We start from the raw sequence: 26,963 nt of genomic DNA, 5'->3' as shown, positions 1-26,963 counted from the left end.
CCCGGACGGGGCCACGCACGCGGTACGCTCACGTCGTGACGAACTCGTACCCCAGCTGCCGCGAATCCAGTGAGCCGGTCGTCGTTCGCGAGGTCGGCACCATCGAGTACTCCCGAGCGTGGGACATGCAGCGCGACCTCGTCACCGCACGCGCGGAGCAGGAGCAGCCCGATACGCTGCTGCTGCTGCAGCACCCGTCGGTGTACACGGCAGGTAAGCGCACGGAGGACGCCGAGCGCCCCACGGACGGCACCCCGGTCATCGACGTGGACCGCGGCGGGAAGATCACCTGGCACGGTCCCGGTCAGCTGGTCGGTTACCCGATCATCAAGCTCGCCGATCCGATCGACGTGCTGCACTACGTGCGCCGCCTCGAGCAAGCGCTGATCGACGTGTGTGACCGGCTCGGGGTGCACACCGGCCGGGTGGACGGCAGGAGCGGCGTCTGGTTACCCGCGGACCGGAACGGGCCGGTACGCAAGATCGCGGCCCTGGGTATCCGCGTCCAGCAGGGCGTCACCATGCACGGGTTCGAGATCAACTGCAACCCGGACATGACGGCGTTCGACCGCATCGTGCCGTGCGGCATCAGCGACGCGGGCGTGACCTCGCTGTCGGCCGAGCTCGGCCGCGATGTGACCGTGGACGAGGTGCTGCCGCTCGCGCGCACGGCCGTGCTCGCCGCACTGGACGGCGAGCTCGCCGTCGACGACGAGCGTAGCCTCGATCGCGCCGCGGGAGGCGAGGCACACGCACCCGGCGTGACGTTCGCCTTCCAGGACTGATCGTGCCTGCCGCGAGGCCGCGCCACGCGTGACGGTGTGCCTGTGGCGTGCCTGTGGCGTGCCAGTTCGGGGAGGTGGGTTACCGCTCCCCCGCACCGGACGGATCGCCCGCGACCTTGGTCCTGATCTTGTCCGCGATGTGCGCGGCGGAGCGCTTGCCCCGTGCCGGTCCCGCATCCGTATCCGGCGTACCGGCCGCGGCGCTCGCCCGGACCGAACGCAGGACCTGCACGATGACCTCCTCGGTCCGGGCACTGACGTCCTTGGGGTCGGCGGAGCCCGCGATCATGGATGCCGCTGCCGACAGGGCCCCGAACAGCAGGTTCGCGGTGACCTCGAGCGGGATCGCCCCGAGGTGGCCGGACTCGACCAGGTCATTGAGGATGGAGCGGATCACGCCGTAGCTGTAGTGGCTCTCGGCCTCGCGCCACCGTTCGGCACCCATCACGACAGGCGCCTCGTGGATCACGATGCGCTGGTACTCCGGCTCGAGGCAGATCGTGAGGAATGTGCGCAGCCCTTCGACGGCGCGGTCCCACGGCGCACCGTCGCCCTCGGTCACCTCGGTGAGCTCGGCGTGCACCCGCCGCTCGACCGCGTCGAAAGCAGCCTCGAAGAGCGCTTGCTTACCGCTGAAATGGTGGTACAGCGCGCCCTTCGTCACCCGTGCGCGCTTGGCGATCTCGTCGAGAGAGGTGCCTGCGTAGCCATGTTTGGTGAACAGGGTGACCGCGCTCTCCACGAGCGCGCTCCGTGTCGACTCCGAGTACTCCAGCCGTCTCGACCGCATTGTCACCACCCTCACAAGCCTACAAGCCCTGCTCGCGCGTCCGCGCATGGTAACTTCGAGCTGCCGCGCCGTACTGTCAGTATGCCGCACACTCACGGTATGACGCAGGTCACGAACCTCGGCGCCACGCCCGAGTCAGCACGCTGCGCCGGCGTGCGTCCGCGTGTGTCCCGCGTGCGCACAGCGGGGGGCACAGGGCATCAGCGGGGAAGGAGACAGGCCATGAGCTGGGAGGACTTCTACAGGCGTCGCGACACCATCGCAGCCGTCCTGCACGCGGCGGAACGTTCCCCGGACGGTTCGCTGCCGTTCACCGAGGTCGGCGCGGGGCAGGTGTTCCGCGACGAGCGAGAGCTGCTGCTGGCCATGCACTATCACTGGATGCAGGTGATGACCGGGCAACTCCGCGCGGAGCTCGGCAGACCGGACGACGGGGACCGTCCCGCCGGCGAGGACGGCTACGATCCCGCCGACGGTGTCGCCCGCGCCTGGCGACGGGCCGCGGAGGAACACGCCGCCCTGCGCGCCGTGCTGGACGCCAACCTCGAACGCTACCCCGATGTGGGCACCGCCGCGCTCCAGCGGGAACAGCGGGTACTCGCGGTCACCGCGGGCCTGGCCGAGCCGGACGAGGCCCCGGCCGAAGCCGCAAGGGTCGGTGCGGCGTTCCTCGCGCTGACCCGGCACGGTGCCACGCACGGTGCCGCGCGCAGCGAGCGCTCCAAGGGGCAGGTGCTGCGCATGTTCGCGCGGAGCGCATGACGGCACCCGGCAGTGCCTGCCATACGGGATCGTTCGGTCCACGCAAGACCAGTAGGGTGATGCCATGACAGATCAATCCCCTCGAACCGGCAGCTGGGACGAGTCGCGCATCCCCGACCAGTCGGGAAGGACTGTTCTGGTCACGGGGGCGAACTCGGGGCTGGGACTCCGGACGGCGAGCGTGCTGGCAGGCAAGGGTGCGCACGTGCTGCTCGCCTGCCGCTCACCGGAACGCGGTCAGAGCGCCCTCGATGCGGTGACCCGGCAGGCCACTGGTAGCAAGCCCCGGCTCGTGCAGCTCGATCTCGGTGATCTGACCGCCGTACGGGACAGCGCCGGCGAGATCCGGGAGATCACCGGAGACCGGCTGGACGTGCTGGTGAACAACGCCGGCATCATGGCGGTACCCAAGAGCGCCACCAAGGACGGGTTCGAGCTGCAGTTCGGTACCAACCATCTCGGGCATGCCGCACTCACCTGGCTGCTCATGCCCGCACTGCGCGGGTCGGAGACCGGCGCCCGTGTCGTCTCGGTGTCCAGCATCGCCGCGACGCAGGCCAGGATCGACCTCGACGATCCCAACTACGAGCGCCGCACCTACAACCCGTGGGGTGCCTACGGCCAGTCCAAACTCGCCAACCAGGTGTTCGCCCTCGAGCTGCACCGCAGGCTGCACGCGGCCGGTGAGCGCGTCAGCAGCGTCGCGGCACACCCCGGCCTCACGGCAACAGGCCTGGCAGGCTCGATGGCAGGCAGTTACCGCAACCCGCTGGTATCCGGGGTACTCCGCGCGGGCTCCTGGTTCAGCGACGCCGTCCTGGCCCAGAGCGTCGACCGTGGCGCCCTCCCCCAGCTGCACGCGGCGACGGCACCGGAGGTCGAGAGTGGCCAGTACTTCGGTCCGGACGGGTTCCGCCAGATGCGGGGTGCGCCCACCGCTGTCAAGCCGCTGCGACCGGCACGCGACACCGAGCTCGGCGACCGTTTCTGGGAGCTCACCGCGCGGCTGACCGGGGTAACGCCTGACCCGCACGGGCGTCGGTGAGGTAGCGGGCGTGAGCGCACGCGGTACCCGCGCGCCGGGTGACAACCGGTGAGGTGGATCACAGCGCATCGCACGGCCTGATGCGCGCGTAACGCCACCGGGTGCGCCCGCGTATGGTGACGGGAGGAGTTCCGGGCTCGCAGGGCGGAGTCGAGGGCCGATCGATGTGCGGCGCAGCACGCTCCGGGCACGGTGGCACACCACTCGGGCGCGGGACCGCAGGATGTAACCGATCGTCGCGCGGCCTCGTGCCGGCGTCACGCCACGACTAGGACCCTCTGTGATCACGGAGCTTCTCGCATGGCTGGCCAGCCTGCCGCCTGAACTGTTGATGCTGGCCGCGGGCCTGCTCGTCGCGGCGGAGACCACGCTCGGCTTCGGGATGGTCGCGCCCGGTGAGGCCGGCCTCCTGGTCGTGGGGACCACCGCGACCACGACGGGCACGTTCCTGACCATCTGGGCAGTCACCTCGGTCTGCGCGATCCTCGGCTACTGCATCGGTTACGGCCTGGGGAGATTCTTCGGGCCACGCATTCGCCAGACACGGCCCGTCCGCAGGTACGGGGGCCAGAGCTGGGACTCCGCCACCCGGTTCCTGCGCCGCAGGGGCACGATCGCGGTGATGATCGCCATCTACCTCCCGGTGATGCGCACGCTCGTGCCCGCGGCGGCCGGTGCGGCGGGCCTGCCCTTCCGGAAGTTCCTGCCTGCCTCCGCGGTCGCCGGGATGACGTGGTGCGGGCTGCACATTCTCGTCGGAGCCGCCGCCGGTAAGGCGGCGCGCCAGATCGAGGAGGCCATCGGGTACGGCAGCTGGATCCTGCTCGCGCTGGTCGCGGCCGCTCTCGCGCTCGTGGTACGCCGGAAACGGCGCAAGAAGGCGCTCGCCGGCCAGGAGGACCCGGACCAGGACCGTGCGGGCTCGGCGCCGATTCCGGACCTGTCCGGGCACCGCACACCGGCACCGTGGGACGGCGACGGCAGCGCGCAGACCGACGCGGGACGCATGGCGCGTGATGACCAGCAGCACCGCCGCACGCACTCGCAGGCTTCGGGGGACTGATCCCGGCCTCGCCGCGACCTCGCGCGCCCCGACCCTCGAGGCGTCGGCGTCCTACGTCAGGTCTGGACCGGCTCACCGAGCTCGACGCCGTCCAGCTCGGCGGCGAAGCGCGCACCGAACGCGGTGGACGGGGTGTGCGCACCCGGCGGAACCGCTCCGGCTGCCAGCCGCTCCGCGCTCCGGACCACGCTGTCCGCTGTGAGGGGTAGCGCGTTCGGGCCGCGCAGCGTCATCGCGACGCGGTCGCCCGACGGGTCACGGGCCTCCCCCCACACCTGCGACCCGCCCCGCGAGTCCAGCTCGGCCCCGCGCCGCACGACACGGTCGGCCACGGAACAGGCCGCGCGCTGCACGGTGGCCCGACGCAGCAGCGGGGCGCCGATCCGCTGGAACGCCGGGAGCACGGTTCCGCCCGGCACCACCGTGTAGGTCGTGATGTTCGGAATCCCGGTGGAGCGGTACGCGGAACTGACATCACCCCACGGGATCGCCGTCACGACCCGCTCTCCTGCCGGGAACGCTGCCGTGACCCGCTTGTGCCCGAGCGCGACGTGACGGAGCGTGCCGTCGACGCGCGCGCGGCCACCATCGCCGGCACCCTCGATGACGGTCTTCACCGTCCCCGGCCCGAGCGCGACGTGCGCGCTGAACGCCAGGTCGAGATAGTTCGCCTGCGGCAGCCGCCCAGCGAGGACCGCTGCGACGCAGTCGGTCGGGACGACATCGAAGCCTGCGCCGGGTAACAGCACGACCCCCGCGCGTTCGGCCTCGGCATGGCGCGCGTACACGTCCTCGAAGACATCGATCTCGCCGGTGATGTCGAGGTAATGGGCCCCGGCGGCAAGGCACGCGTCGACCATCGGGCGCGCGGTCGCCGAGAACGGGCCCGCGCAGTGCGCCACGGCGTCGATCCCGCGCAGCCCTGCACGTATCGCGGCAGGAGCGGCCAGGTCGAACACCCTGTACTCGAGGCCGAACCGGTCGGCGATCGGCCGCAGCCGCTGTGCGCTGCGCCCGGCGAGGACCGGGCGCAGCCCGCGCGCGGCAGCCAGCTCCGTCACCAGATGACCGGTGTGTCCACTCGCTCCATAGATCATCCACGCCATGTGTCACCAGCCTGCCCGACTCGAATTACCGTTACCAATGAGTAACACTAACGCCGCACGACTTCCACGTCTACGCGCACGTCCGGGCGTGCCGTTTCGTCATGATTGGCACCGGGTATCCGGTTGGCGCCATCGAGTCAGTCACTGCGAAGGCAGGTGGTAGCCGTGGCACCGAACGAACAGCCGTACAACCCGGCACTGATTCGCTGGGGCGCCGTGATCGCCGGCCTCGTCGCCGGCCGGCTCTCCGGTGTCCGCGGCGTGTCCGGCGGCCTGCTGCACGGCTTGACGGTCTGGGGGCTCGTACTGGTCGGGAGCCTGGCGTTTCCCGCTCCGCAGGGACCACACGGAGCGGGAAACGCGCGACCGGGGACCGGCCGCGTCACGAACGGGCGAGCAACGGGATCATCCCACCCGCGAGCACGCTGTCGACCTGGCGCTGCGACAGGCGGTGCCGCAGCGGGTAGCTCTCCGATCGGGACACGTTGTGCATCGTCAGCTCGTCGCCCGCGCGCAGCGCCTCGCGGGCCGACTCGAGCACCAGCTTGTCCCCTGACCCGATGCGCTCGTAGTCGGCGGCATCGAGGAACTCGAGAGCGAGGATCCCGAAGTTGGCGAGGTTCTGCCAGTGAATCCGCGCGAACGACTTCGCGATGACCACGCGCAGCCCCAGGTGACGCGGTGTGATGGCGGCGTGCTCCCTCGAGGAGCCCTGCCCGTAGTTCTCGCCGCCGATCACGATGTGCCCGCTGCCGCCTGCGAGCTGGGCAGCCCGCTCGGGGTAGGTCTCGTCGACAGGGACGAACGTGAACTCGGCGAGCTTGGGGATATTGGAACGGTACGGTAAGGCGCGCGCTCCCGCTGGCGAGATCTCGTCGGTGGAGATGTTGTCCCCGACCTTGAGCAGGACCGGCGCCTCGATCCGGTCGGGCAACGGCGGGAAGTCGGGCAACGCCGAGATGTTCGGTCCCTTGACCAGCTCGACGCGGGCGGCCTCCTCGGCGGGAAGGGGCGGCACGAGCATGTCGGTGTTGACCGACGCCCGCGCAGGCAGTTCGAGCCGCGGCCAGTCCATGTCGAGCTTCTCGGCGAGCTCACGCGGATCGGTGATGACACCGGTCAGCGCGGCGGCGGCGGCTGTCTCCGGGGAGCACAGCCACACCGAATCCTCCTTGGTGCCCGAACGGCCCGGGAAGTTCCGCGGGAAGGTACGCAGCGAGTTCTGCCCCACCGCGGGTGCCTGCCCCATGCCGATACACCCCATGCAGCCCGCCTGGTGGATACGAGCTCCGGCGGAGATCAGGTCGAACGTCGCCCCCATCTTGGTGAGGTCGGCGAAGATCTCCCGCGAGCTCGGGTTGACGTCGAAGCTGATCGCGTCGTGGGTCTGCCGCCCCCGCACCATCGCCGCGGCGACGGCGAAGTCGCGCAGCCCCGGGTTGGCCGACGAGCCGATCACCACCTGGCTGACCTCGGTGCCCTGCACCTCTGAGACCTCCACGATGTTGTCCGGGGCGGAGGGCTTGGCGATCAGCGGCACCAGCGAGGACAGGTCGATCTCCTCGGTGACGTCGTACGTCGCGCCCTCGTCGGCCGCGATCGGCACGAAGTCGCTCGCGCGGTCCTCGGCATCGAGGAACTCGCGTACGGCTTCGTCCGCGGGGAAGATCGTGGTGGTTGCCCCCAGCTCGGCACCCATGTTGGCGATCACGTGCCGGTCCATCGCCGACAGGCCCTCCAGCCCGGGGCCGTGGTACTCGATGATCCGGTTGACGCCGCCCGCGACCGTGTGCCGCCGCAGCATCTCCAGGATCACGTCCTTGGCGGAGACCCACGGGGGAAGCGATCCGGTCAGGCGCACCCCCCAGATCTCGGGCATGCGCAGGTAGAGGGGCCGCCCGGCGATGGCCATGGCCACCTCGAGGCCGCCGACGCCCATGGCGAGCATGCCGAGTGAGCCGGCGGCAGGCGTGTGCGAGTCGGACCCGACCATGGTCTTCCCCGGCACACCGAAGCGCTGCATGTGCGTAGGATGCGATACCCCGTTGCCCGGCTTGGAGAACCACAGCCCGTACCGCGAGCACGCCGAGTGCAGGAAGGTGTGGTCCTCGGCGTTGCGCTCGTCGGTCTGCAGCAGGTTGTGGTCGACGTACTGCACGCTGACCTCGGTCCGCGCCCTGTCCAGCCCCAGCGCTTCGAGCTCCTGCATCACCAGGGTCCCCGTCGCGTCCTGGGTGAGGGTGTGATCGATGGCCAGCGCGATCTCCTCGCCCGGCTCCATGCTGCCGCTGATCAGGTGCGCGGCAATGACCTTCTGCGCGACGTTGCGTGCCATGTCCTCTGTATACCCCCGGTGCGGTGGCTTCAACCATTCCACGGCCAGTATCCGCGCATCACACCGGCCGAGGCACACCGGCCACTCGCCCGATCGGGTCCCGCGAGGTGGTACGGGCCTGCCCCGCCGCGGGTCACCGGCTCACGCGCTGCTACCGACACCGCCTGCGGGCCGGTGGCGTGCCACGGCGTGGTACAGAGGGTTGGCCACGGTGCCGTGCACCGCCGCGTGCGGGCGCTCCGGCCGGTCACGGTAGCCGTCGAGCAGCAACCTGTTCCGGTTGAGGCACAGCCGGTCGATCTCGGGAGTGAACAGGTCGAACAGCGCGAAGCGATCCGCGAGCTCCGGGAAGCGCTTCTGGTAGGCGAGCACCTCGTCGGCGACCAGTTCCCAGAACCGGTCCTCGCCGACCCCGAGGCACCGCTCGACGATCGGAGCCAGGTAGCGGAAGTGACCGACGAACAGGCCACTCTGGATGAACTGCCGCAGGAACTCGGGCGGCTCGCGCAGCAACACGGAATCCACATCGGCAGGCATGCTCGCCAGCTCGTCGACGCCGGTCGCGCTGACGTTGACGTCGTCGACGAAGTCCTTCACGGCAAGGCGCTCCGGGACCTCGCCGGAGAACACCACGATGGTGTTCTCCCCGTGCGGCGAGAACACAACGCCGTACCGGTACAGGAAGTGCAGCAACGGCGGGAGCAGCGCCGCGAACAGGCGGGACAACCACTCCTGTGCGCCCAGCCCGGACCGGCGCACCAGCTCGGCCACGAACGCGTCGCCGTTGCCGTCGACGTACAGCAGCGAGGCCAGCGTCCGGGCGCGCTCGCCCGCGCGCAGCCGCTCGTCCAGCGGCCGGCGCCAGATCGCGCCGAGCAGCTCGCGGTACTGGTACGGCACCCCGGGAATGTCCTCGAGGTCCCGGTGCCGCACCGCGACCGAGGCCACCTCGCCGAGCAGGATCGCGTCGGCCTCGTCCCGCAGGAACGGATCGGACTCGGCGAGCCCGAGTACCCATGAGGTCACCGCGGGGGCGGCGACCGTGCGTTCGGTCGGCAGGCCACGCCACACGAGCGTGTTGAGAATCGACAGCGGGACCTTCACGTGGTGCCGCCGCGGGTGATCGGTGTTGCTCAGCGTGCGGATCGACTGCTGCGGCCGGTAGCGGTCCGGCGCCTCGCCGAGCGGCACGATCCGCTTGTGCGCGACATCGGCCGCGAACACCGGCAGGACCACCTCGTCCCACTGCCACGGGTGCACCGGCAGCCACTCGTACTCTTCCGGCGGCACACCGTGGCCTGCCAGCGCCGCCGTGAACCGGTGCCGCGTGTCCTCGTCGAGCTCGCCCGCGAGCAAAGCTTCCCGCTCCAGGCCCGCGACGGCGCGGTAGTCGGCGAGCGAGCGGTGCACGGCGATCCACGGCAGGCGGACGGGCTGCCGTGACTCCGGCGCGTACCGCTCGGTGTCGCCTGCGGAGAAGCCGATCCGCCCCTTGTTCGGTACCAGCCACGGATGCCCCGTCTGGTACCCCTCGAGCTCGGCGTACGGCAGCTCTGCCAGCTCGCTCGCCGCGGGTACCCCCGAGTCGCGCAGCCGCGCGTCGGCCGCGAGCGTGGCGGTGAGCTCGCAGGCCAGGTGGCCCGCCGTGTTCCCGCTGATCCCCAGCACGTCATGGGCTTCCCGCAGGAACAGGAGCGGGTCGCTCGCCGCCTCGCTGCCCTCGCCTGCTACCCGCTCGATCCGGTCCGGGTCCACGCGCCAGTCGCCGAACGCACCGCGGCGCGCGGCGAACCGGTACGAGACCCCGCCGGGCAAGTCGAGCCGGTAGGTGTCCCCTGCCACCGGCTCAGGGCTGAGCAAGCACTCGTAGGAGAGCTCGCCGAGCGTCTTGGCCAGCAACTCCTTACCGGCCAGGTGCCAGGTGTGCTCGTTGAGCGAACGGGGGACGGTCACGGACATCGGTCTCCTTCTGCGTCGGTGAGGGGCTGAGCGTTCCGGTTCATCCCGCGAACGCGTTGGGGATGTCGCAGTACACCGACTGCGTCTCCAATGGGCCGACGAGCTCATCCAGCCCGTCCACCCGGGTCAGCAGGTTGGCCTTGCAGCGCAGGCTGGCCGCGTCCGCCAGCGCGGTGGCCACGGGGAGGTCGCCGAACGAGCGCAAGCGGTCGCGCAGCAGCTCGAGCAGCGGCCGCTCCCGGCACCCGACGAGCGAGCCGAACGCGCCGACGAGACCGAGCAGGTTGTTGATACCGACGTAGTAGCCGAGCCGCTCGTCGATCACCTCGTCGGCGCAGCGGTTGTCGCCCGCGGTCCCGGCTCCGGCCAGCAGTCGCTCCAGCTCTCCCGCCCGCCACTGCGAGATGTAGTAGCCCTGGTTGTCGCGGTACCAACCGCCGCACGGCCAGCCGTCGTCGTCCAGCGCGACGAGGGTGTTCTGCTGGTGGGCCTCGAGACCGAGCCCGTAGTGCCGGTACAGCCACAGCACCGGGGCGATGACGGCGTCGAAGTACCGCGCGCACCACTCCTCGGCGACGTCCTGCGTGCCCGTGCCGGTGCGCGCGGCCAGTGCGTCGATCACGCGTGTGATCTCGGCACGACCGAGATCTGGACGTTCGGCCAGCAACCCGGCCACGCACCACACCCGGTCGGCAGGGCCGAACGGGTTGGAGCGCACCACGACCTCCAGCCCGCTCTCCGGACGGCCTGCGCCGTCAGGCGGGTCCACGGCCAGCCAGGCGGGGTCGCGGACGATGCCGAAGGTGGGATGGTGCCGCGCCAGCTCGGCATCGAGCCCCGCGTCGAGCAGCCGGTCGATCTCCGCCCCGCGCCGCAGCTCGACACGCAGGTTCTCCCGCTTGGAGTTGGTGATGGGCAGCCCGAGGGAGAGCTTGAGCATCACCCGCTCCCCTGGCGAGTACACGGTGCGCAGCGAGGCGGTCGGGTGCCACCTCGGCCCGTACGGGCCGAGGTCGCGCAGCGCGCCACCGGCGAACAGCCCCGCCACACCGGGTCGGCTCATCAGCTCGCGTGCCTGCCAGGGATGGGCGGGCACCGGCACATACCCTTCCGGGGTCTCGGGCGCGAAGGGGGCCAGCCATCCGTGCGCGTCGCCCTCAGCGGCCACGACGGACCGCTCGGCGGCGAACCAGTGCAGCGGGAACCGGCCCCGCAGCTCCGGGGAGATCCGGCAGGCCTCCGACTCGGACAGCCCGAGCCTGCTCTTGGGAGCCGGGTGCAGCGGGTGCCCGAGTACCAGCGCCTGCTCGCCCTCGAGGAACGGCGTGCGGCCCGGATCGCCTGCCGTGGCGGCGCGGGAGGCGAGAAAGCTCGCGATGCGTTGCGTGGAGTCGGATACCCGTGCGACGAGCTCGGTCACCGCGGCCGGGCCTCCCCCGCGTGCCGCCACCGACTCGGTGACGAGTAACGCGGCGAGCGTCGCGGCACCGACCGGCTGCCCCGATGGGAAGCGCACGGCCTCGAACCGGTGGAAACCCGCATGCGAGCGGTACACGACGCCTGCCTCCAGCCGCGTGCCGCTGGCAGGCAAATCGATCGTGACCGGACCGGCGTCCGGGAGCGGCAGCCCGGTTTCGCGCACCCAGCAGCGCAGCAGCGCGTTGCATGCTGCCGACTCGGCCTGCCCGGTCCAGTCCCCTTCCGGTGCGGCGTCGGCGTGCGTGGACGGCGGCACGGTCACGGTGTTCCTCCTTGTCGTGCGACCGGGATGCCGGAGGCGGTGCTACCGGGCTCGCCTGCGCCTGCGGCTCCTGCCGCGTCGGCGGGTATCCCGAAGGTGGTGAACGCCGCCCGTTCCGGCAACGAGTACACGGGGCGGCCCGCGACGTCGTTCAGGATCCTGGCCGCGCGCCACGCGCCGAGGGTCAGGTCGGGCGCGCCGACACCGTGACTGTGCATCTCCGCGTTCTGCACGTACAGCCCGCCGGTCACCTGCGCGTCCAGCGCCACCCGGTAGTCACCGTCGACCCGGTACCTGCCGTGCTCGTCCCAGTCGACCAGGTCTCGTACCGGTCGCAGGAACTCTGCGCCGCGCGGTTCGTACCCGGTGGCCAGCACGACACGGTCGGTGTTGAGCGTGAAGTCCCGCTGCTGCTCCCGCTGGCGGCACACCAGCTGGTAACCGGATGACCCGGCCGCTGTCGCCGCGAGGACCTCCACGTTCGGTGCCAGTGTCACGTCCGGCCACTGGCCGCCGATCCCGCGCTCGTAGAGCAGGTTGTAGATGTCGCTGATCGTCTCGTCGCTGATCGCCTTGTAGAGCTGCCACTGCTCGGGAACCAAGCGCGCACGGGTCTCCGCGGGCAGGTTCCGGAAGTATTCGGTGTAGTCCGGGGTGAAGTGCTCGAGGCCGAGCTCGGAGTACTCCATCGGCGCGAACGCAGGCGTCCGTGCCAGCCACCGCAGCCGCCACCCGTGTGCTGGTTGCTCGCGCAGCAGGTCGAGAAAGATCTCCGCGCCGGACTGGCCGGAGCCGACCAGCGTGATGTCTCGCGCGCCCCGCAGCCGGGACCTGCTGTCCAGGTAGCGGCTCGAGTGGAAGATGTCCTCGCCGGCCAGCCCGTGGAAGGCGGACGGAGTCGCCGGTGCTGTGCCGACCCCGATCACCACGTTGCCGGCGGCAACCGTGCTGCGCTGCCCCGAGGGGAGATCGTGGTAGCCCACCAGGAACCGCTCGGTCTCCGCGTCCCAGCTCACCTGCTCGACGCGGGAGCCGAACCGGCAGCTGGGCAGGGACTCGGCCACCCACCGGCAGTAGTGGTCGTACTCCTGGCGCGGGACGTGGAACCGTTCCGCGAAGTAGAACGGGAACAACCTGGAGTGTTCCCGCAGGTAGTTCAGGAACGACCACCGGCTGGTGGGGTCGACGAGGCTGACGAGATCCGCAAGGAACGGGACCTGCAACACGGTGCCTTCCAGCAGCATCCCGGGATGCCAGGAGAACCGCTCGCTCTGCTCGAGGAACAGCGTCCGCGTGCTCCCCGCGCCGTCCGCGAGCGCCGCCAGCGCGAGGTTGAACGGGCCGATGCCGATACCGACGAGGTCGTACTCGGTTGCCGGTCGCATGCCTACCCGTCCTCCTCGGTTCCTGCGATCACGATCTCGTTGAGGAGGGCGTCGGCATCGGAACGCGCGGCACCCGGGTGCAGCAGCGTGAGCTTGAGCCACACCTCGCCGGACAGCTCGGTGCGTCCCACCACGGCACGGCCGCGCCGCAGCAGGCGGCGCCGCAGCGCGGCGTTGACCCTGTCCGAGTTGCCGAACGCCCGGTAGCGGAACACCACTGTGGTCAGTGCGGGGTCCGCGGCCAGCTCCAGCGCCGGGTGGCTCGCGATCTGCGTGGCGATATACCGTGCCAGCGCGTGACACCGGTCGACGAGCTCGCCGAGCCCGCGCCTGCCCAGCGCACGCATGGTCACAGCGATCTTGAAGGCGTCGGCGCGCCGGGTGGTGCGCAGCGACCGCCCGAGCAGCCCGTCGTAGCCTGCGAGCTCGTCGTCGGTGGGGTTGAGGTAGGCCACGCGCCGGGCAAGCGGCTCCATCGCGTAGCCCTCGCCTGCGAGGAACACCCCGGCCGCGATCGGCTGCCAGCCCAGTTTGTGCAGGTCGAGGGCGATCGAGTCGCTCAGGGCGATGCCGTCGAGCAGGGGGGCGAGCCCCTCGGACAGCAGTGCACCACCGCCGTAGGCGGCATCGGTGTGCAGCCAGGCTCCGTGCTCGTTCGCCAACTCGGCAACCTCGGGCAGCGGGTCGATCGCGCCGAGGTCGGTCGTGCCCGCGGTTGCGACGATGACCGCGGGAGCGTCCTCGCACCGTCGTAGCGCACGGCAGAGCGCGGCGGTGTCCATGCGGTGCCGGTCGTCGACAGGCACCGCGGTCACCGACGCCTCGCCCAGTCCGAGCAGCGCGGCGTTGCGCTGCACGGAGAAGTGCGCCGCCGCGGAGCAGAACACCCGCATCCGGCAGGAGGGACCGCTGACGCCCTCGTACGCCGGTCCCACACCGGCACGCTCGCGCAACGCGGCGTCCCTGGCCAGCCCAAGGCCCATGAGGTTGGACTCGGTGCCGCCCCCGGTCAGCACCCCGGCTGCGCGCTCGGGCCGGTAGCCTGCCAGCTCCGCGAGCGCGGCGACGACCTCAGTCTCCACTGTGGTGGCCGCGGGCGCCTGGTCCCACGAGTCGAGCGAGGGGTTGAGCGTGGCACTGACGAGATCCGCGGCGACGGCCACCGCCAGTGGCGGGCAGTGCAGGTGGGCGGCACACGCCGGGTCGGAGGGGTCGACGGAGCCCGCGGCCAGCATCCGCGTGAGACAGCTGAGCGCCTCCTCGGCGCCGGTGCCGAGCTCCGGTAAGGCCTCTCCCATCGTGTCGCGTACCTGCTCGGCCAGCGCGCACGGTTCGCGGGCGGGAGCGGGTCCACCGCGCTCGGCGGTGCCCGTAGCGATGGCCTGGACAGCGGTGTCGACCAGCGCGGACAACCGTGCCGGTCCCGCATGCCCGCCTGCCGGCTCGGAACCGGCGACCGGCGGGGGTGGCTCGGTAACCCCGGCCTCGCCGGGCGATCCCGCGTTCACATCGACCGACATACCTTCGCTCCCACGACGAGAAGATCATTTTAAGTTAGGCTAACCTAGTATAGGCAAGGTTAGCCTTCAACTCGTGGCAGGCACTCGTTCAGGCGACGATGACCGTCACGGGCCCGGGTCAGGGAAACGACCACGGCCACTGCAGGGCCCCGCACTCGGCGGACCTGCGACGCCGGGTGCCGCTCAGCCGCGCAGCAGCCCGCGATCGACCAGCTGGCCGCGCAACGTCGCGGCATCGATGAACTGCTCGGCGTCGATACCCCACGCCCGTGCGGCCTCGACATTGCCGGGCAGGTCATCGGTGAAGAACGTACGTTCCGGCTCGAGCCCGTACCGCTCGAGCAGCGTGCGGTAGATCGACGGGTCCGGCTTGACGACCCCTTCCTGCCCGGAGACCACGGCTCCCCGCAGCCGGCCGAGGAAGCCCCAGCGCGCCACAGCGTCCCGCCACTTCGCCGCGGAGATGTTGCTGAGCACGTACAGCGGCACGCCCGCCAACCGCAGCTCGTCGAGCACCTCGACCATTCCGGGGATCGGACCGGCGATCATCTCGTCCCAACGCCGGTGATAGGCGGCGATCAACTCGGCGTAGTCGGGGAACCGCTCGGACCGCTCGGCGATCGCCTCCTCCCAGTCGCGACCGGCGTCCAGCTCGGCGTTCCATTCCCGCGGGCACACCTCCGTCAGGAAGTACCGGCACTCGGCCGCGTCCGGGATGAGGGAGCTGTACAGGTACTCCGGATTCCAGTCGAGGAGTACTCCTCCGAGGTCGAAGACGGTAGCGTGCACGTAGGGAAGGGTAACGTGGTCGCTGTCGCCGGTAGGGCCTACCGTTGACGGTGACATCGAGGATTAGGAGAGCCCATGGACACGCCGACCGGCACCAGTGGCGCCACCCAGCCGTCCGACCAACTGGGTCGCGGGCTGCGGGATCTGCGCATCTCAGTCACGGATCGCTGCAACTTCCGCTGTCGCTACTGCATGCCTCGTGAGATCTTCGGGCCGCAGCATGCCTTCCTGCCGCGCGAGGAGCTGCTCAGCTTCGAGGAGATCACCAGACTGGTGCGGGCGTTCGCAGGCATCGGGGTGAAGAAGATCCGCCTGACCGGCGGTGAACCACTCCTGCGTGCCGAGCTGGAACGCCTCGTGGAGATGGTGGCCGGCGTCGACGGCATCACCGACATCGCCCTGACCACCAACGCCTCGCTGCTGCGGTCCAAGGCCCGCTCGCTGCGCGATGCCGGCCTGTCACGTGTCACGGTCAGCCTGGACTCGCTCGACCCCGAACGGTTCGCCAGTATCAGCGACACCCCGGTGCCCCTGGAACGCGTGCTCGACGGGATGGCAGCTGCCGAGGAGGCCGGCCTGTCCCCCATCAAGATCAACGCCGTGGTCAAGCGCGAGCTCAACGACGGCGACGACATTCTGGGACTCGCCGCGCACGGCAGGGAGACCGGCAGGGTCGTACGCTTCATCGAGTACATGGATGTCGGCACCACCAACGGCTGGCGGCTGGACGAGGTCGTGCCCGCCCGCGAGATCGTCGACCGCATTCACGCCTCGTGGCCGCTCGAACCCGTGGACGCTGCCTACTCCGGCGAGGTGGCGCAGCGGTACCGCTACGCCGACGGTGCGGGTGAGGTCGGTGTGATCAGCTCGGTGACCCAGCCGTTCTGCGGTACCTGCACGCGGGCGCGGCTTTCCGCGCAGGGTGAGCTGTTCACCTGCCTGTTCGGCACCAAGGGTCATGACCTGCGTGCACTGGTGCGCGACGGCGCCAGCGACGCCGACCTGGATGAGCGGCTCCGGTCGATCTGGCGGATACGCGCGGACCGCTACTCCGAGCTTCGTACCGCGGAGACCGCGCAACGCCCCAAGGTCGAGATGTCCTACATCGGGGGGTGACCCGCCGCGGCGACGCTGCCGGGTCCGTGCGACACAAGGTGCGTGATAACCGCCGGAACGTCTCACAGTTACTCGGAAGCGACCGTTACCCCGTTGATCTGTCCGTCCCGGTGGGCGCAGCTGGGTTCGAACCAGCGACCCCTTGCTTGTAAGGCAAGTGCTCTTCCGCTGAGCTATGCGCCCGGGCGGTGCCCCGTTCCCGGAGCACCGTAACCGACTACGCGGCCAGGTCCGCGATCGCCTTCTTCCACGCCTGCTGATCACGCGCCTGGCCGGGCTCGTTGACCTCCGCATAGCGTACGACACCGTCGGTGTCGATCAGGAAGGTACCTCGCACGGCCAGGCCTGCCTTCTCGTTGAACACGCCGTACTCCTTGGCGACCTCGCCGTGCGGCCAGAAGTCCGACAGCAGCGGGAACTGGTAGCCCTGCTGCTCCGCCCAGGCCTTCAGGGAGAACGGCGTATCCACCGACACGCCGATGACCTGCACGCCCTTGCCGTCGTAGTCGGCGAACTCGTCACGGAGCTGGCACAGCTCGCCCTGGCAGATGCCGCTGAAGGCGAACGGGTAGAACACCAGCAACACCGGTTTATCGCCACGGAAGTCCGACAACGTCACGGGCTGCTTGTTGTAGTCGTTGAGTGTGAAGTCCGGGGCATTCGAGCCAACCTCGACGGCCATTCGAGTATCCTCTCGCGCTGGGTTCGATTCATCTGCCGAGCCGGCTGCCCGCCGAGAGCGCCACCAGCACGCCGTGGAACCCGTGCCGCCACGGGCCCGCCGGACCCGGCTCGGGACCTCCGCCTGCCGGGCCAGCCTATCGATGTGCACTCGCCCGTAGGGCAGCAGCCCACGGGAACTCTACCGGCGCGACTGTCGCGGGGGGACCAGCCGCGACCCCGTCCATTCCTGGCCCAGACTGACATTGGATGTCTGTGACAGCCCGACCGTGGGGACCGCCTCTGCGATCTCTGCTGGTTCGACGTGCCCTGGCTGCCCCGTCTTGGGCGTCAACACCCAGATCACACCGTTCTCGTCGAGTGGCCCACGAGCGTCGACCAGGGCGTCGCCCAGGTCGCCGTCCCCGTCACGCCACCACAGCAGCACCACGTCGATGACGTCATCGGCGTGCTCGTCGAGAAGCTCACCGCCGATGCGTTCCTCGACGGCGGCGCGCACGGCGTCGTTGACGTCCTCGTCCCATCCGAGCTCCTGGACCACCATGTCCGGTTCGATACCGAGCCTGTCGGCGACGTTGTTCTTGTCAACGTCTCCCGCGGCGACCACGACTGCTAATCCTCCATCTGTCGGTGCGGCACCCACGTACCGCGAAGCGAACTCCGTCCAAGTTCAGCGAACACCGACGAGGCCGGATGCGCAACCACCAACACTGCGTGCACGGAAAATCCCCACCCGGAGGGCTCATTCCGCACCGCCGCGGCAGGGCCGTACACGCTGCGCCGAGGAGATCCTGCGGCATCCCGCTCGCCGGTGACCGGATGGCGCACGAGCCGTGGGCACACTGGACGGGAACGCGGCACGAGGGGTTCACAAGCAAGTCTGTGCGCTGCGGAAAAGGCGGCGCGATCAATGACCTGAGATTACTCCTGAGTAGGCGCCCATTCCGGGCGCCACGGGACCGGACGGCATGTAACGATGGCGGAGTAGCGCGTGCGCGACCGCCGAACACGGCGATGTTGTGCGCGAGACAATGAGAACGACCACACCCGCACAATCCAGGCTAGGAGATCCCTTGCCCCAGCACAGTTCGAACGGTCGAGGCGTCAGCGGCCAGGAGGCAACCCCCCAGCGGGCCCCGGAACGCGTCCGTGTCATCCGCGACGGCATGGCGGCGCACCTGCCCGACATCGATCCGGACGAGACCTCGGAATGGCTGGACTCCTTCGATGCCGCCCTCGCGCACGGAGGCCAGCAGCGTGCCCGGTTCCTCATGCTGCGCCTGCTCGAACGCGCGCGGGAACGCAACGTCGGAGTTCCTCCGCTGACCGCTACCGACTACGTCAACACCATCCCGACCGAGAACGAGCCGTGGTTCCCCGGCGACGAGGAGGTCGAACGCCGGTACCGCGCGTTCATCCGGTGGAACGCCGCAGTGATGGTGCATCGTGCCCAACGTCCCGGTGTCGAGGTCGGCGGGCACATCTCCACCTACGCTTCCTCGGCGGCACTCTACGAGGTCGGGTTCAACCATTTCTTCCGTGGCAAGGATCACACCGGCGGTGGCGACCAGATCTTCATCCAGGGGCACGCCTCCCCCGGCATCTACGCGCGCGCGTACCTCGAAGGCAGGCTCACCGCCGACCAGCTGGACGGGTTCCGGCAGGAGCACTCGCACGCCGGCCAAGGGGGCGGCCTGCCCTCCTACCCCCATCCCAGGTTGATGCCCGACTTCTGGGAGTACCCGACGGTCTCCATGGGTCTCGGGCCGATGAACGCGATCTACCAGGCCCGGTTCAACCGGTACCTCAAGGCGCACGGCATCAAGGACACCGACGACCAGCACGTGTGGTGCTTCCTCGGGGACGGCGAGATGGACGAGCCGGAGTCGCGCGGCCTGATCCACGTCGCCTCCGGCGAAGGGCTGGACAACCTCACCTTCGTCATCAACTGCAACCTGCAGCGCCTCGACGGCCCCGTCCGTGGCAACGGAAAGATCGTCCAGGAGCTGGAGGCGTACTTCCGCGGTGCGGGCTGGAACGTCATCAAGGTGGTCTGGGGCCGCGAGTGGGACGCGCTGCTGCACGCCGACCGGGACGGCGCGCTGGTCAACCTGATGAACACGACGCCGGACGGCGACTTCCAGACGTACAAGGCCAATGACGGCGCCTACGTCCGTGAGCACTTCTTCGGGCGCGACCCGCGCACCAAGGACCTCGTCAAGGAGTACTCCGACGCGGACATCTGGAACCTCAAACGCGGCGGCCACGACTACCGCAAGGTCTACGCCGCCTACAAGGCGGCACTGGAGCATCACGGGCAGCCGACCGTGATCCTCGCGCACACGATCAAGGGCTACGGCCTCGGTGCCTCCTTCGAGGGGCGTAACGCCGCGCACCAGATGAAAAAGCTGACCACCGACGACCTCAAGCTCTTCCGCGACGCCCAGCGCATCCCGATCAGTGACGAGCAGCTCGATCGTGATCCGAAGCTGCCCCCGTACTACCACCCTGGCGAGCAGTCACCGGAGATCGAGTACATGATCGGCAGGCGCCGCACCCTCGGCGGTTTCCTCCCCGAGCGGCGTTCCACGGCGAAGCCGCTCGTCCTTCCCGGCGATGCGGTCTACGACAGTATCCGTAAGGGTTCCGGCAAGCAGGAGGTCGCCACCACGATGGCGTTCGTGCGGCTGGTCCGCGAGCTGGCCAAGGACGCCGAGATCGGCGAGCGAATCGTGCCGATCATCCCGGACGAGGCCCGCACCTTCGGGCTCGACTCGATGTTTCCCACCGCCAAGATCTACAACCCGCAGGGTCAGATCTACACCTCGGTGGACGCCCAGCTCATGCTGGCCTACAAGGAAAGCGAGACGGGCCAGCTACTCCACGAGGGCATCAACGAGGCCGGGTCGGTTGCCTCCTTCACCGCGATCGGCACCTCGTACGCCACGCACGGCGAGCCGATGATCCCGATCTACATCTTCTACTCGATGTTCGGGTTCCAGCGCACCGGCGACAGTTTCTACGCCGCGGCCGACCAGATGGCCCGAGGGTTCGTCCTCGGCGCGACCGCCGGGCGCACCACGCTCACCGGCGAAGGGCTCCAGCACGCTGACGGGCACTCGCAGCTGCTGGCCACGACCAACCCGGCCGTGGTCGCCTACGACCCGGCGTGGTCGTTCGAGATCGCCCACATCGTGCGAGACGGTCTGCGCCGCATGTACGGCGAGGGCGGGCCGGACGGCAACGGTGAGAACGTCTTCTACTACCTGACCGTGTACAACCAGCCCTACCAGCAGCCGGCCGAGCCGGAGGACCTCGACGTGGACGGCCTGCTGCGCGGCCTGTACCGCTACACCCAGGCCGACATCGAGGGTCCGCGAGCTCAGATCCTCGTCTCCGGCGTCACCATGCCGGACGCGCTGCGAGCCAAGGAGATGCTGGCTTCCGAATGGGGCGTCGCCGCCGACGTGTGGTCGGCGACCTCGTGGTCGGAGCTACGCAGGGAGGCTGTGGAGATCGACAGGGACAACCTGCTGCACCCCGATGACGAGCCGCGGGTGCCGTACGTGACCCGGGCGCTGACCGGCACGAGCGGGCCGATCGTCGCGGTGTCCGACTGGATGCGGTCGGTACCGGACCTGATCCGGCCATGGGTGCCGAACGAGATGTACACCCTCGGCACGGACGGTTTCGGGTTCTCCGACACCCGCCCGGCCGCACGGCGGCACTTCCTCGTCGACGCGGAGTCGATCGTGGTCGCCACGCTCTCCTCGCTCGCACGACGTGGCGACATCCCGCACGAAACGCTGTCCGAGGCGGCAGGCCGGTACCGGATCGACGACGTGTTCGCCGCCGGCACTCCGGAGGCCGCCTCCGACGAAGCCTGAGGAGGCTGAGAACGCTGAATGACGCTTTCCCTCCGTCATGTGGAGGGAAAGCGTCATTCAGCTCATTCTTCAGCGCGGAGTGGTGCCCTGCGGTGGGGTCGGGGGTTCCTGACCCGACTGTTCCTGACCCGACTGGGCGCCCGAACGCTGGCCTGCCTGGGCCTGCCCACCAGAGCTGAGGTTGCTCTGCATGTTGTCCAGCCAGGCGGCCCAACGCTCCTGCGCCGGCTTGATGAGACCGCCGCCGAAGCCGACGACGATCACGCCGCCTACCGTGGCCAGCACGGCGATCAGCACCGGCGTCGTCACCGTTGTCGCGATCTGCACCTGGTTGAGCGCGGCGATGATGCCCAGCGCGATGATGAACCAGTAGGCCACCATGCCGAGCAGCCAACCGGCCGGGCGGCCGGCCAGCGCCGAGTTCACCAGGTCACGCACCATCTTCGCGATGGCGGCAGCGACGATCACCAGCACGATCGCCACGAGCACGCGTGGCAAGAACGCGATGACATCGTTGAGAAGCTCGCTCACCGGATTGGTCGGCCCGAACACGCCGAAGGCCAACTGCAGCGCGATAAGCAGGATGAAGAAGTACGCCAGCTTCGCGATCAGCGACGCGGCGTCGATATTGGCTTGGCTGAGCGTCCCGGACAGCCCCGTCTTCTCGACGAGACTCGAGAAGCCCAGCTTGCCGAGTACGAGGGTCAGCGCCTTGGCGACAGCCTTCGCAATCAACCACCCGATCAGTAGGATGATCAAGAAGAAGACGAGCTTGGGAACGAACGTGGTCACCACACTCCACGCGTCACCCAACCCATCTCTGAGCTGGTCCATCACAGTCTCCTCCCTTGTCCTGGCACTATGCCTGTAGTCCGACGATCATTCGCCAGGGCGCGGGGGGCCGGCAACTCGACACGGTGCCACGGGTGAGTGATATCGGCAGGCGGAGCACCGTCAGCCGGGCCGGATCGGGGCGTGGGATTGTGGTAGCCATGAGCGGAAATCGCGCCGACCAGTCCGGGCGCTCGCAGCTCAGCCTCTCGGCGAGCACCGTGCACAACCTCGAACGAGCCTCCGGCGACCTCGCCGCCAAGAGCGTTGCCGCCATGGAAGAGCATCTCCCGTGGTTCTCCCGCATGCCTGCCGACCAGCGAGCCAGCGTCCTGTTCATCACCCAGACCGGGGTGGCCGGGTTCATCGGCTGGCTCAGGGACCCGGCCGATGCGCTCAAACTGACCACCGAAGCGTTCCGGGAAGCACCACCGGAGCTGTCCCGGTGGATCAACCTGCGGCACACCGTGCACCTCATCCGGATCGCCACGGAGGTCCTCGAAGAGCACCTGCCGACGTTCGCCGCCGACGAGTGCGAGCGTCGCGTCCTGACCGAGGGCATCCTGCGTTACGGCAGGGAGATCGCCTTCACGGCCGCGACCACCTACGCTGCGGCCGCGGAGAGTCGTGGCGCCTGGGACGCGCGGCTGGAGGCCCTCGTCGTCGACGGGATCGTCCGGGGGGACGCCGAGGAGTCCCTTCTGTCGCGCGCCTCGGCGCTCGGCTGGGACCCGGACGCGGCCGCGACGGTGATCGTCGGCCACGCACCCGCCGAGGACCCGCCGACCATCGTGTCCACCGTCCGCGGCAAGGCATCCCGTATGGACCGGCCCGTGCTGGTCGGCGTGCAGGGCTCCCGCCTCGTCGTGATCATCGGCGGCGGCACCGTGCGCTCCGGCCGCGACCGCGAGGTCCTGCCGCGGATCGCGGAGGCGTTCGGCGACGGACCCGCCGTGGCAGGACCGACGATGCCCAGCCTTGCCGAGGCGTACATCAGCGCGTCCGAGGCGCTGTCCGGGCTTCGAGCGGTCTCCGGCTGGCCGTCGGCACCGTCCCCGGTCCGCGCGGGCGACCTGCTCCCGGAACGTGCCCTCGCAGGCGACGCGGAGGCCGAGCGGCAGCTCATCGACACCGTCGTCGACCCCCTGGAACGTTCGGGTACGGCCCTGATCGAGACCCTCACCACCTACCTGGAGGTCGGGGGCGTTCTGGAGGTCTGTGCGCGCACGCTGTTCGTCCACCCGAACACCGTGCGCTACCGGCTCAAGAGGGCGGCCGAGCTGACCGGCAGGGACGCGTCCAACCCGCGCGACGCGCTCGTGCTGCGGATCGCACTGATCCTCGGCAGGCTGCCGCACACCAGGGGCCCCGTATAGCTACCCCCTCGGTTGCACACCGCCTAATGGACGAATCCGACAAGTGACCTGCACCACGATCCCCGAGCCGGCCACCCGCCTTTGGAGAGACCCTCCAAAAATGGCCCGATGACTTCGTACATGACAGCATCCCCCGGAACCTCGCTCAGCATGTTTTCTGAAGGAGTGACAGTGACCGCCGTGCTTGCGCCCGGACAGGGCTCCCAGACACCCGGAATGCTCACCCCCTGGCTCGACGACGAGGACGCGCGTGCGCGCCTGCGGCACTGGTCCGAGCGAGCGGGACTGGATCTGGTCCGGCTGGGAACCGAGGCCGATGCCGACGAGATCCAGGACACGGCCGTCACCCAGCCATTGATCGTCGCCGCTTCCCTGCTGTGCGCCACCGAGCTCGACCGTCGCGGTGCGCTGCCCTCCGGCTCCCCCGTCGCGGGCCACTCGGTCGGCGAGCTCGCTGCCGCAGCTGTCGCGGGCGTACTCGCCCATGACGACGCCGTCGCGCTGGCCGCGGTCCGCGGCGCCGAGATGGCCAAGGCGTGCGCGCTCGAGCCGACCAGTATGGCCGCGGTCATGCTCGGCGACCCGGACGACGTCGCCGACTGGCTGGAACGGAACGGGCTCGTCGCGGCCAACCGCAACGGTGCAGGCCAGATCGTGGCCTCCGGCTCGGCCGCCGCGATCGAGCGGATCGTGGCCGAGCCGCTCGAGGGGACCAAGGTTCGCAGGCTTCCGGTCGCGGGCGCGTTCCACACCCGGTACATGCAACCCGCGCAGCAGGCCCTCGCTCAGCACGCGGCGAGCGTGCCCACCTCGGACCCGGTGCGGCCACTGCTGTCCAACGCCGACGGCGCGGTGGTCGGCAGCGGGGCCGAGTACCTCGACCGGCTCGTCGAGCAGGTCACCCGGCCGGTGCGCTGGGACCTGACCATGGACACGTTGGCCACGCTCGGCACGACCAGTACCGTTGAGCTCGTCCCCGGCGGAACGTTGACGGGACTGGTCAAGCGTCAGCTCAAGGGCACCGTGACCGGCACGGTCGCGGTGAAGACGCCTGCCGACATCGACTCCGTGTCCTCCCTGCTCTCCGAGGTGGCGACCTGATGGCCCTGACTCAGCTCACCGGCGCTGCGGCCACCCGCATCCTCGGGGTGGCGAGCATGCAGCCGGACACGATCGTCAGCAACGACGATCTCGCCAAGTATCTCGACACGGACGACCAGTGGATCCAGGAACGGGTCGGGATCGTCGAGCGCCGGTTCGCCGGCCCGGACATCTCCCTTGTCGACATGGCCGTGCAGGCCGGTTCGCTTGCCCTCGAGGACGCCGGGCTCGAGCCGGGCGAGATCGACACGGTCATCGTGCCGAACTGCACGATGCCGTCCCCGATCCCCAACGCCGCCGCGCAGGTCGCCGACCGCATCGGCATCCCAGCCGCGGGTGCGTTCGATGTCAACGCCGCCTGTGCCGGGTTCTGCTATGCGCTCGGGCTCGCCTCCGACCTGATCCGGACAGGCTCGGCGGGCAAGGTGCTCGTGATCGGCGCGGAGAAGCTCACCGACGTCGTCGACCCCTACGACCGCGCGAACGTCATCATCTTCGCCGACGGTGCCGGGGCGATGGTGGTCGGCCCGTCGGAGGAGGCCGAGATCGGCCCGGTCAGCTGGGGAAGCGCAGGTGACCTCGTGGACACCATCTACATGCGCGACCACCGGTACATCTACCAGGAGGGTCAGTCCGTGTTCCGGTGGGCGACCACCAAGATCGCCCCGGTTGCGCTGCGCGCCGTGGAGGCTGCCGGCCTGTCCGCGTCCGACATCGACGTACTCATCCCCCACCAGGCGAACCTACGCATCGTCGAGGCCATCGCGAAGCGGATGCGCGTCCAGGGCGCGCGGGAGGACATGGTGGTCGCCGACGACATCGCCTACTCGGGCAACACTTCCTCGGCGTCCATCCCGATGGCGCTCGACCATATGCGGGTCAAGGGCCAGGTGCGGCGCGGGGATGTGGTACTGACTGTCGGGTTCGGCGCGGGACTTTCCTACGCTGGGCAGGTCATCATCGCGCCCTAGCGCGTGTAAGGAAGAAGAAACCGAAAGGATCAACAAGTGGCTGACAACCAGGAGATCACTGCGGGGCTCGCGGAGATCATCGAAGAGGTCGCCGGCGTCGCCAAGGACGAGGTCACCTCGGACAAGTCGTTCGTGGACGACCTCGACATCGACTCGCTGTCCATGGTCGAGATCGCGGTACAGGCGGAGGACAAGTTCGGGGTGAAGATCCCGGACGACGAGCTGGCCAACCTGAAGACTGTCAGCGACGCCGTGAACTACGTCCAGGCCAACTCCAAGTAGCGGGTGGTCCCGGCTGAGACCTCCGCCCCGCCGGGGACGGGACATCAGCCGCGCACTCCGGCCCGGTAGCCCGTGGACCGGCGACGGTCGAGACAGGTTCCCGGGTCGACGACGACCAGCCAGATCCCGGTGACCCCGGGGCACAACCATTCGTGCGGGAAGGACGAGCATGAGTTCAAGCGACGTCGTAGTGACCGGACTCGGCGCTACCACGCCGCTCGGCGGGGACGTCGAGTCGACGTGGGAGGGCCTGCTGTCCGGGCGCAGCGGTGTATCGACGCTCGAGGCGGACTGGGTCGAGCGGTTCGACCTGCCCGTCAAGATCGCCGCTCAGCTCGCCGTCGACCCGACCGAGGTGCTGTCCCGGGTGGAAGCGCGCCGTCTGGATCGCAGCGAGCAGGTCGCGCTGATCGCGGCCCGGCAGGCCTGGCAGGACGCGAGCTTCGGCGATGACGGCGTCGAGCCCGAACGGCTCGGCGTCGTCATCGGCACCGGTATCGGGGGCGCGACGACCCTGCTGCACCAGGATGACCTCCTGGAGGAGCACGGGTTGCGCAAGGTGTCCCCGCTGACCGTTCCCATGCTCATGCCGAACGGGCCGGCCGCACACGTGGGCCTCGAGTTCACCGCCCGTGCCGGCGTGCACGCGCCGGTATCGGCCTGCGCCTCGGGGGCCGAGGGGCTGGCGTGGGCGTGGCGGATGCTGCGCAACGGCGATGCCGATGTGGTGCTGGCAGGCGGCGCCGAGGCATGTATCGCCGCGATCACCATGGCCGGGTTCGCCCAGTCCCGCACCATGAGTACCCGCAACGACGACCCGGAGCACGCCTCTCGGCCGTGGGACGTCGAGCGGGACGGGTTCGTTCTCGGCGAGGGTTGCGGTGTGGTCGTGCTGGAGCGCGAGGAGTTCGCGAAGGCGCGCGGCGCGCGGGTCTACGCCCGCCTCGCCGGGGCGGGAACCAACGCGGACGCGCACCACATCACCGCTCCCGACCCGGAAGGGACCTGGCAGGCCAAGGCGATGGAGGCCGCGCTGCGCAACGGCGGTATCGCCGCCTCGGACGTGCAGCACGTCAACGCGCACGCCACATCGACCCAGGTCGGCGACGTCACCGAGACGGTGGCGGTACGCAAGGCTGTCGGGGACCAGCCGGTGCTGACCGCCCCCAAGAGCATGCTCGGCCACCTGCTCGGCGCGGCCGGTGCCGTGGAGTCGATCGCCACGATCCTGTCGATCCACCACGGGCTCATCCCCCCGACGACGAACCTCAAGGAGCTCGATCCGGGCGTCAGCCTGGATGTGGTCGCAGGTGAGCCGCGCAAGATGGACCTCGACATCGCGATCAACGACTCCTTCGGGTTCGGCGGGCACAACGTCGCCCTCGCCTTCACCTCCCCTTGATGTGCTGAATGACGCTTTCAGTCCACGCAGTGGACT

The 26,963-nt window shown here is 69.6% G+C and carries 22 protein-coding genes and 1 tRNA gene; 11 read left to right on the top strand and 12 right to left on the bottom strand.

Annotated elements, in window-relative coordinates; genetic code table 11:
• The first annotated feature begins 35 nt into the window (after positions 1 to 35).
• Positions 36 to 785 (top strand): lipoyl(octanoyl) transferase LipB, encoded by a 750-nt coding sequence (gene lipB / locus CHB84_RS07325; protein WP_089300741.1) that lies wholly within the window; start codon positions 36 to 38, stop codon positions 783 to 785.
• Between the two features lie 79 nt (positions 786 to 864).
• Here lipB and CHB84_RS07320 read toward each other — a convergent pair whose 3' ends face one another.
• Positions 865 to 1,575 (bottom strand): TetR/AcrR family transcriptional regulator, encoded by a 711-nt coding sequence (locus CHB84_RS07320; RefSeq protein WP_089300740.1) that lies wholly within the window; start codon positions 1,573 to 1,575, stop codon positions 865 to 867.
• Positions 1,576 to 1,797: 222 nt separating this feature from the next.
• Between CHB84_RS07320 and CHB84_RS07315 the strand changes: the two genes are divergently transcribed.
• From CHB84_RS07315 to CHB84_RS07305, 3 genes are all read left to right on the top strand, one after another.
• Positions 1,798 to 2,337 (top strand): hypothetical protein, encoded by a 540-nt coding sequence (locus CHB84_RS07315; RefSeq protein WP_089300739.1) that lies wholly within the window; start codon positions 1,798 to 1,800, stop codon positions 2,335 to 2,337.
• Positions 2,338 to 2,401: 64 nt separating this feature from the next.
• Entirely contained in the window at positions 2,402 to 3,382 is a 981-nt protein-coding gene (locus CHB84_RS07310) for an oxidoreductase (protein ID WP_089300738.1), read from the top strand.
• Between the two features lie 280 nt (positions 3,383 to 3,662).
• Positions 3,663 to 4,445, top strand: coding sequence for a DedA family protein (locus CHB84_RS07305; protein WP_342743942.1), 783 nt, complete (start codon positions 3,663 to 3,665; stop codon positions 4,443 to 4,445).
• Between the two features lie 56 nt (positions 4,446 to 4,501).
• Here CHB84_RS07305 and CHB84_RS07300 read toward each other — a convergent pair whose 3' ends face one another.
• From CHB84_RS07300 to CHB84_RS07270, 7 genes are all read right to left on the bottom strand, one after another.
• Positions 4,502 to 5,551 (bottom strand): saccharopine dehydrogenase family protein, encoded by a 1,050-nt coding sequence (locus CHB84_RS07300; protein WP_089300737.1) that lies wholly within the window; start codon positions 5,549 to 5,551, stop codon positions 4,502 to 4,504.
• A 382-nt stretch (positions 5,552 to 5,933) separates the two neighbouring features.
• The gene (locus tag CHB84_RS07295) at positions 5,934 to 7,886 is read right to left on the bottom strand and encodes an aconitate hydratase (protein ID WP_089300736.1); all 1,953 of its coding nucleotides are present in this window, start codon (positions 7,884 to 7,886) and stop codon (positions 5,934 to 5,936) included.
• Between the two features lie 141 nt (positions 7,887 to 8,027).
• Positions 8,028 to 9,845 (bottom strand): IucA/IucC family protein, encoded by a 1,818-nt coding sequence (locus CHB84_RS07290; protein WP_089300735.1) that lies wholly within the window; start codon positions 9,843 to 9,845, stop codon positions 8,028 to 8,030.
• A gap of 40 nt (positions 9,846 to 9,885) precedes the next feature.
• Positions 9,886 to 11,586 carry an IucA/IucC family protein gene (locus CHB84_RS07285; protein ID WP_245818607.1) on the bottom strand — a complete coding sequence of 567 codons (1,701 nt, stop codon included), beginning with the start codon at positions 11,584 to 11,586 and terminating at the stop codon, positions 9,886 to 9,888.
• The gene (locus tag CHB84_RS07280; protein WP_089300734.1) at positions 11,583 to 12,971 is read right to left on the bottom strand and encodes a lysine N(6)-hydroxylase/L-ornithine N(5)-oxygenase family protein; all 1,389 of its coding nucleotides are present in this window, start codon (positions 12,969 to 12,971) and stop codon (positions 11,583 to 11,585) included. Before CHB84_RS07280 ends, CHB84_RS07285 begins: the two co-directional genes overlap by 4 nt.
• Before the next feature lie 2 nt (positions 12,972 to 12,973).
• Entirely contained in the window at positions 12,974 to 14,491 is a 1,518-nt protein-coding gene (locus tag CHB84_RS07275; RefSeq protein ID WP_089300733.1) for a pyridoxal phosphate-dependent decarboxylase family protein, read from the bottom strand.
• A gap of 183 nt (positions 14,492 to 14,674) precedes the next feature.
• Positions 14,675 to 15,280, bottom strand: coding sequence for an HAD family hydrolase (locus tag CHB84_RS07270; protein ID WP_217898484.1), 606 nt, complete (start codon positions 15,278 to 15,280; stop codon positions 14,675 to 14,677).
• Between the two features lie 75 nt (positions 15,281 to 15,355).
• Between CHB84_RS07270 and moaA the strand changes: the two genes are divergently transcribed.
• Positions 15,356 to 16,396 (top strand): GTP 3',8-cyclase MoaA, encoded by a 1,041-nt coding sequence (moaA, locus tag CHB84_RS07265; protein ID WP_089300731.1) that lies wholly within the window; start codon positions 15,356 to 15,358, stop codon positions 16,394 to 16,396.
• A 111-nt stretch (positions 16,397 to 16,507) separates the two neighbouring features.
• On the opposite strand, the gene CHB84_RS07260 is transcribed toward moaA, so the two are convergent.
• The 3 genes from CHB84_RS07260 to CHB84_RS07250 form a co-directional block, all read right to left on the bottom strand.
• Positions 16,508 to 16,579: transfer RNA gene (locus tag CHB84_RS07260), tRNA-Val, on the bottom strand.
• A gap of 34 nt (positions 16,580 to 16,613) precedes the next feature.
• Positions 16,614 to 17,078 (bottom strand): peroxiredoxin, encoded by a 465-nt coding sequence (locus tag CHB84_RS07255; protein ID WP_089300730.1) that lies wholly within the window; start codon positions 17,076 to 17,078, stop codon positions 16,614 to 16,616.
• Between the two features lie 180 nt (positions 17,079 to 17,258).
• A complete protein-coding gene (locus tag CHB84_RS07250; RefSeq protein WP_089300729.1) occupies positions 17,259 to 17,684 on the bottom strand; it encodes a DUF3052 domain-containing protein in 426 nt (141 codons plus the stop codon).
• Between the two features lie 466 nt (positions 17,685 to 18,150).
• On the opposite strand from CHB84_RS07250, the gene aceE reads away from it, so the two are divergent.
• On the top strand, positions 18,151 to 20,964 hold the full coding sequence (gene aceE / locus CHB84_RS07245) for a pyruvate dehydrogenase (acetyl-transferring), homodimeric type (RefSeq protein WP_425432284.1): 2,814 nt from the start codon (positions 18,151 to 18,153) through the stop codon (positions 20,962 to 20,964).
• A gap of 69 nt (positions 20,965 to 21,033) precedes the next feature.
• Here aceE and CHB84_RS07240 read toward each other — a convergent pair whose 3' ends face one another.
• Complete coding sequence (locus CHB84_RS07240; protein WP_089300727.1) at positions 21,034 to 21,801, bottom strand: mechanosensitive ion channel family protein; 768 nt, start codon at positions 21,799 to 21,801, stop codon at positions 21,034 to 21,036.
• A gap of 155 nt (positions 21,802 to 21,956) precedes the next feature.
• On the opposite strand from CHB84_RS07240, the gene CHB84_RS07235 reads away from it, so the two are divergent.
• The 5 genes from CHB84_RS07235 to CHB84_RS07215 all read left to right on the top strand — a co-directional run bounded on the left by CHB84_RS07235 (position 21,957) and on the right by CHB84_RS07215 (position 26,927).
• Positions 21,957 to 23,171 carry a PucR family transcriptional regulator gene (locus CHB84_RS07235; protein WP_089300726.1) on the top strand — a complete coding sequence of 405 codons (1,215 nt, stop codon included), beginning with the start codon at positions 21,957 to 21,959 and terminating at the stop codon, positions 23,169 to 23,171.
• A 150-nt stretch (positions 23,172 to 23,321) separates the two neighbouring features.
• Positions 23,322 to 24,272: an ACP S-malonyltransferase gene (locus tag CHB84_RS07230; RefSeq protein WP_089300833.1), complete on the top strand. Its 951-nt coding sequence runs from the start codon at positions 23,322 to 23,324 to the stop codon at positions 24,270 to 24,272.
• Positions 24,272 to 25,243 (top strand): beta-ketoacyl-ACP synthase III, encoded by a 972-nt coding sequence (locus CHB84_RS07225; protein WP_089300725.1) that lies wholly within the window; start codon positions 24,272 to 24,274, stop codon positions 25,241 to 25,243. Before CHB84_RS07230 ends, CHB84_RS07225 begins: the two co-directional genes overlap by 1 nt.
• Before the next feature lie 36 nt (positions 25,244 to 25,279).
• Entirely contained in the window at positions 25,280 to 25,525 is a 246-nt protein-coding gene (locus CHB84_RS07220) for an acyl carrier protein (RefSeq protein ID WP_089300724.1), read from the top strand.
• Positions 25,526 to 25,694: 169 nt separating this feature from the next.
• A complete protein-coding gene (locus CHB84_RS07215; RefSeq protein ID WP_089300723.1) occupies positions 25,695 to 26,927 on the top strand; it encodes a beta-ketoacyl-[acyl-carrier-protein] synthase family protein in 1,233 nt (410 codons plus the stop codon).
• Positions 26,928 to 26,963: the final 36 nt, after the last annotated feature.

Source organism: Haloechinothrix alba (assembly GCF_900188115.1).
GTDB lineage: Bacteria > Actinomycetota > Actinomycetes > Mycobacteriales > Pseudonocardiaceae > Haloechinothrix > Haloechinothrix alba.
Note: the sequence above shows the minus strand (reverse complement) of the source record. Positions and strands in the feature narration are given on the sequence as shown.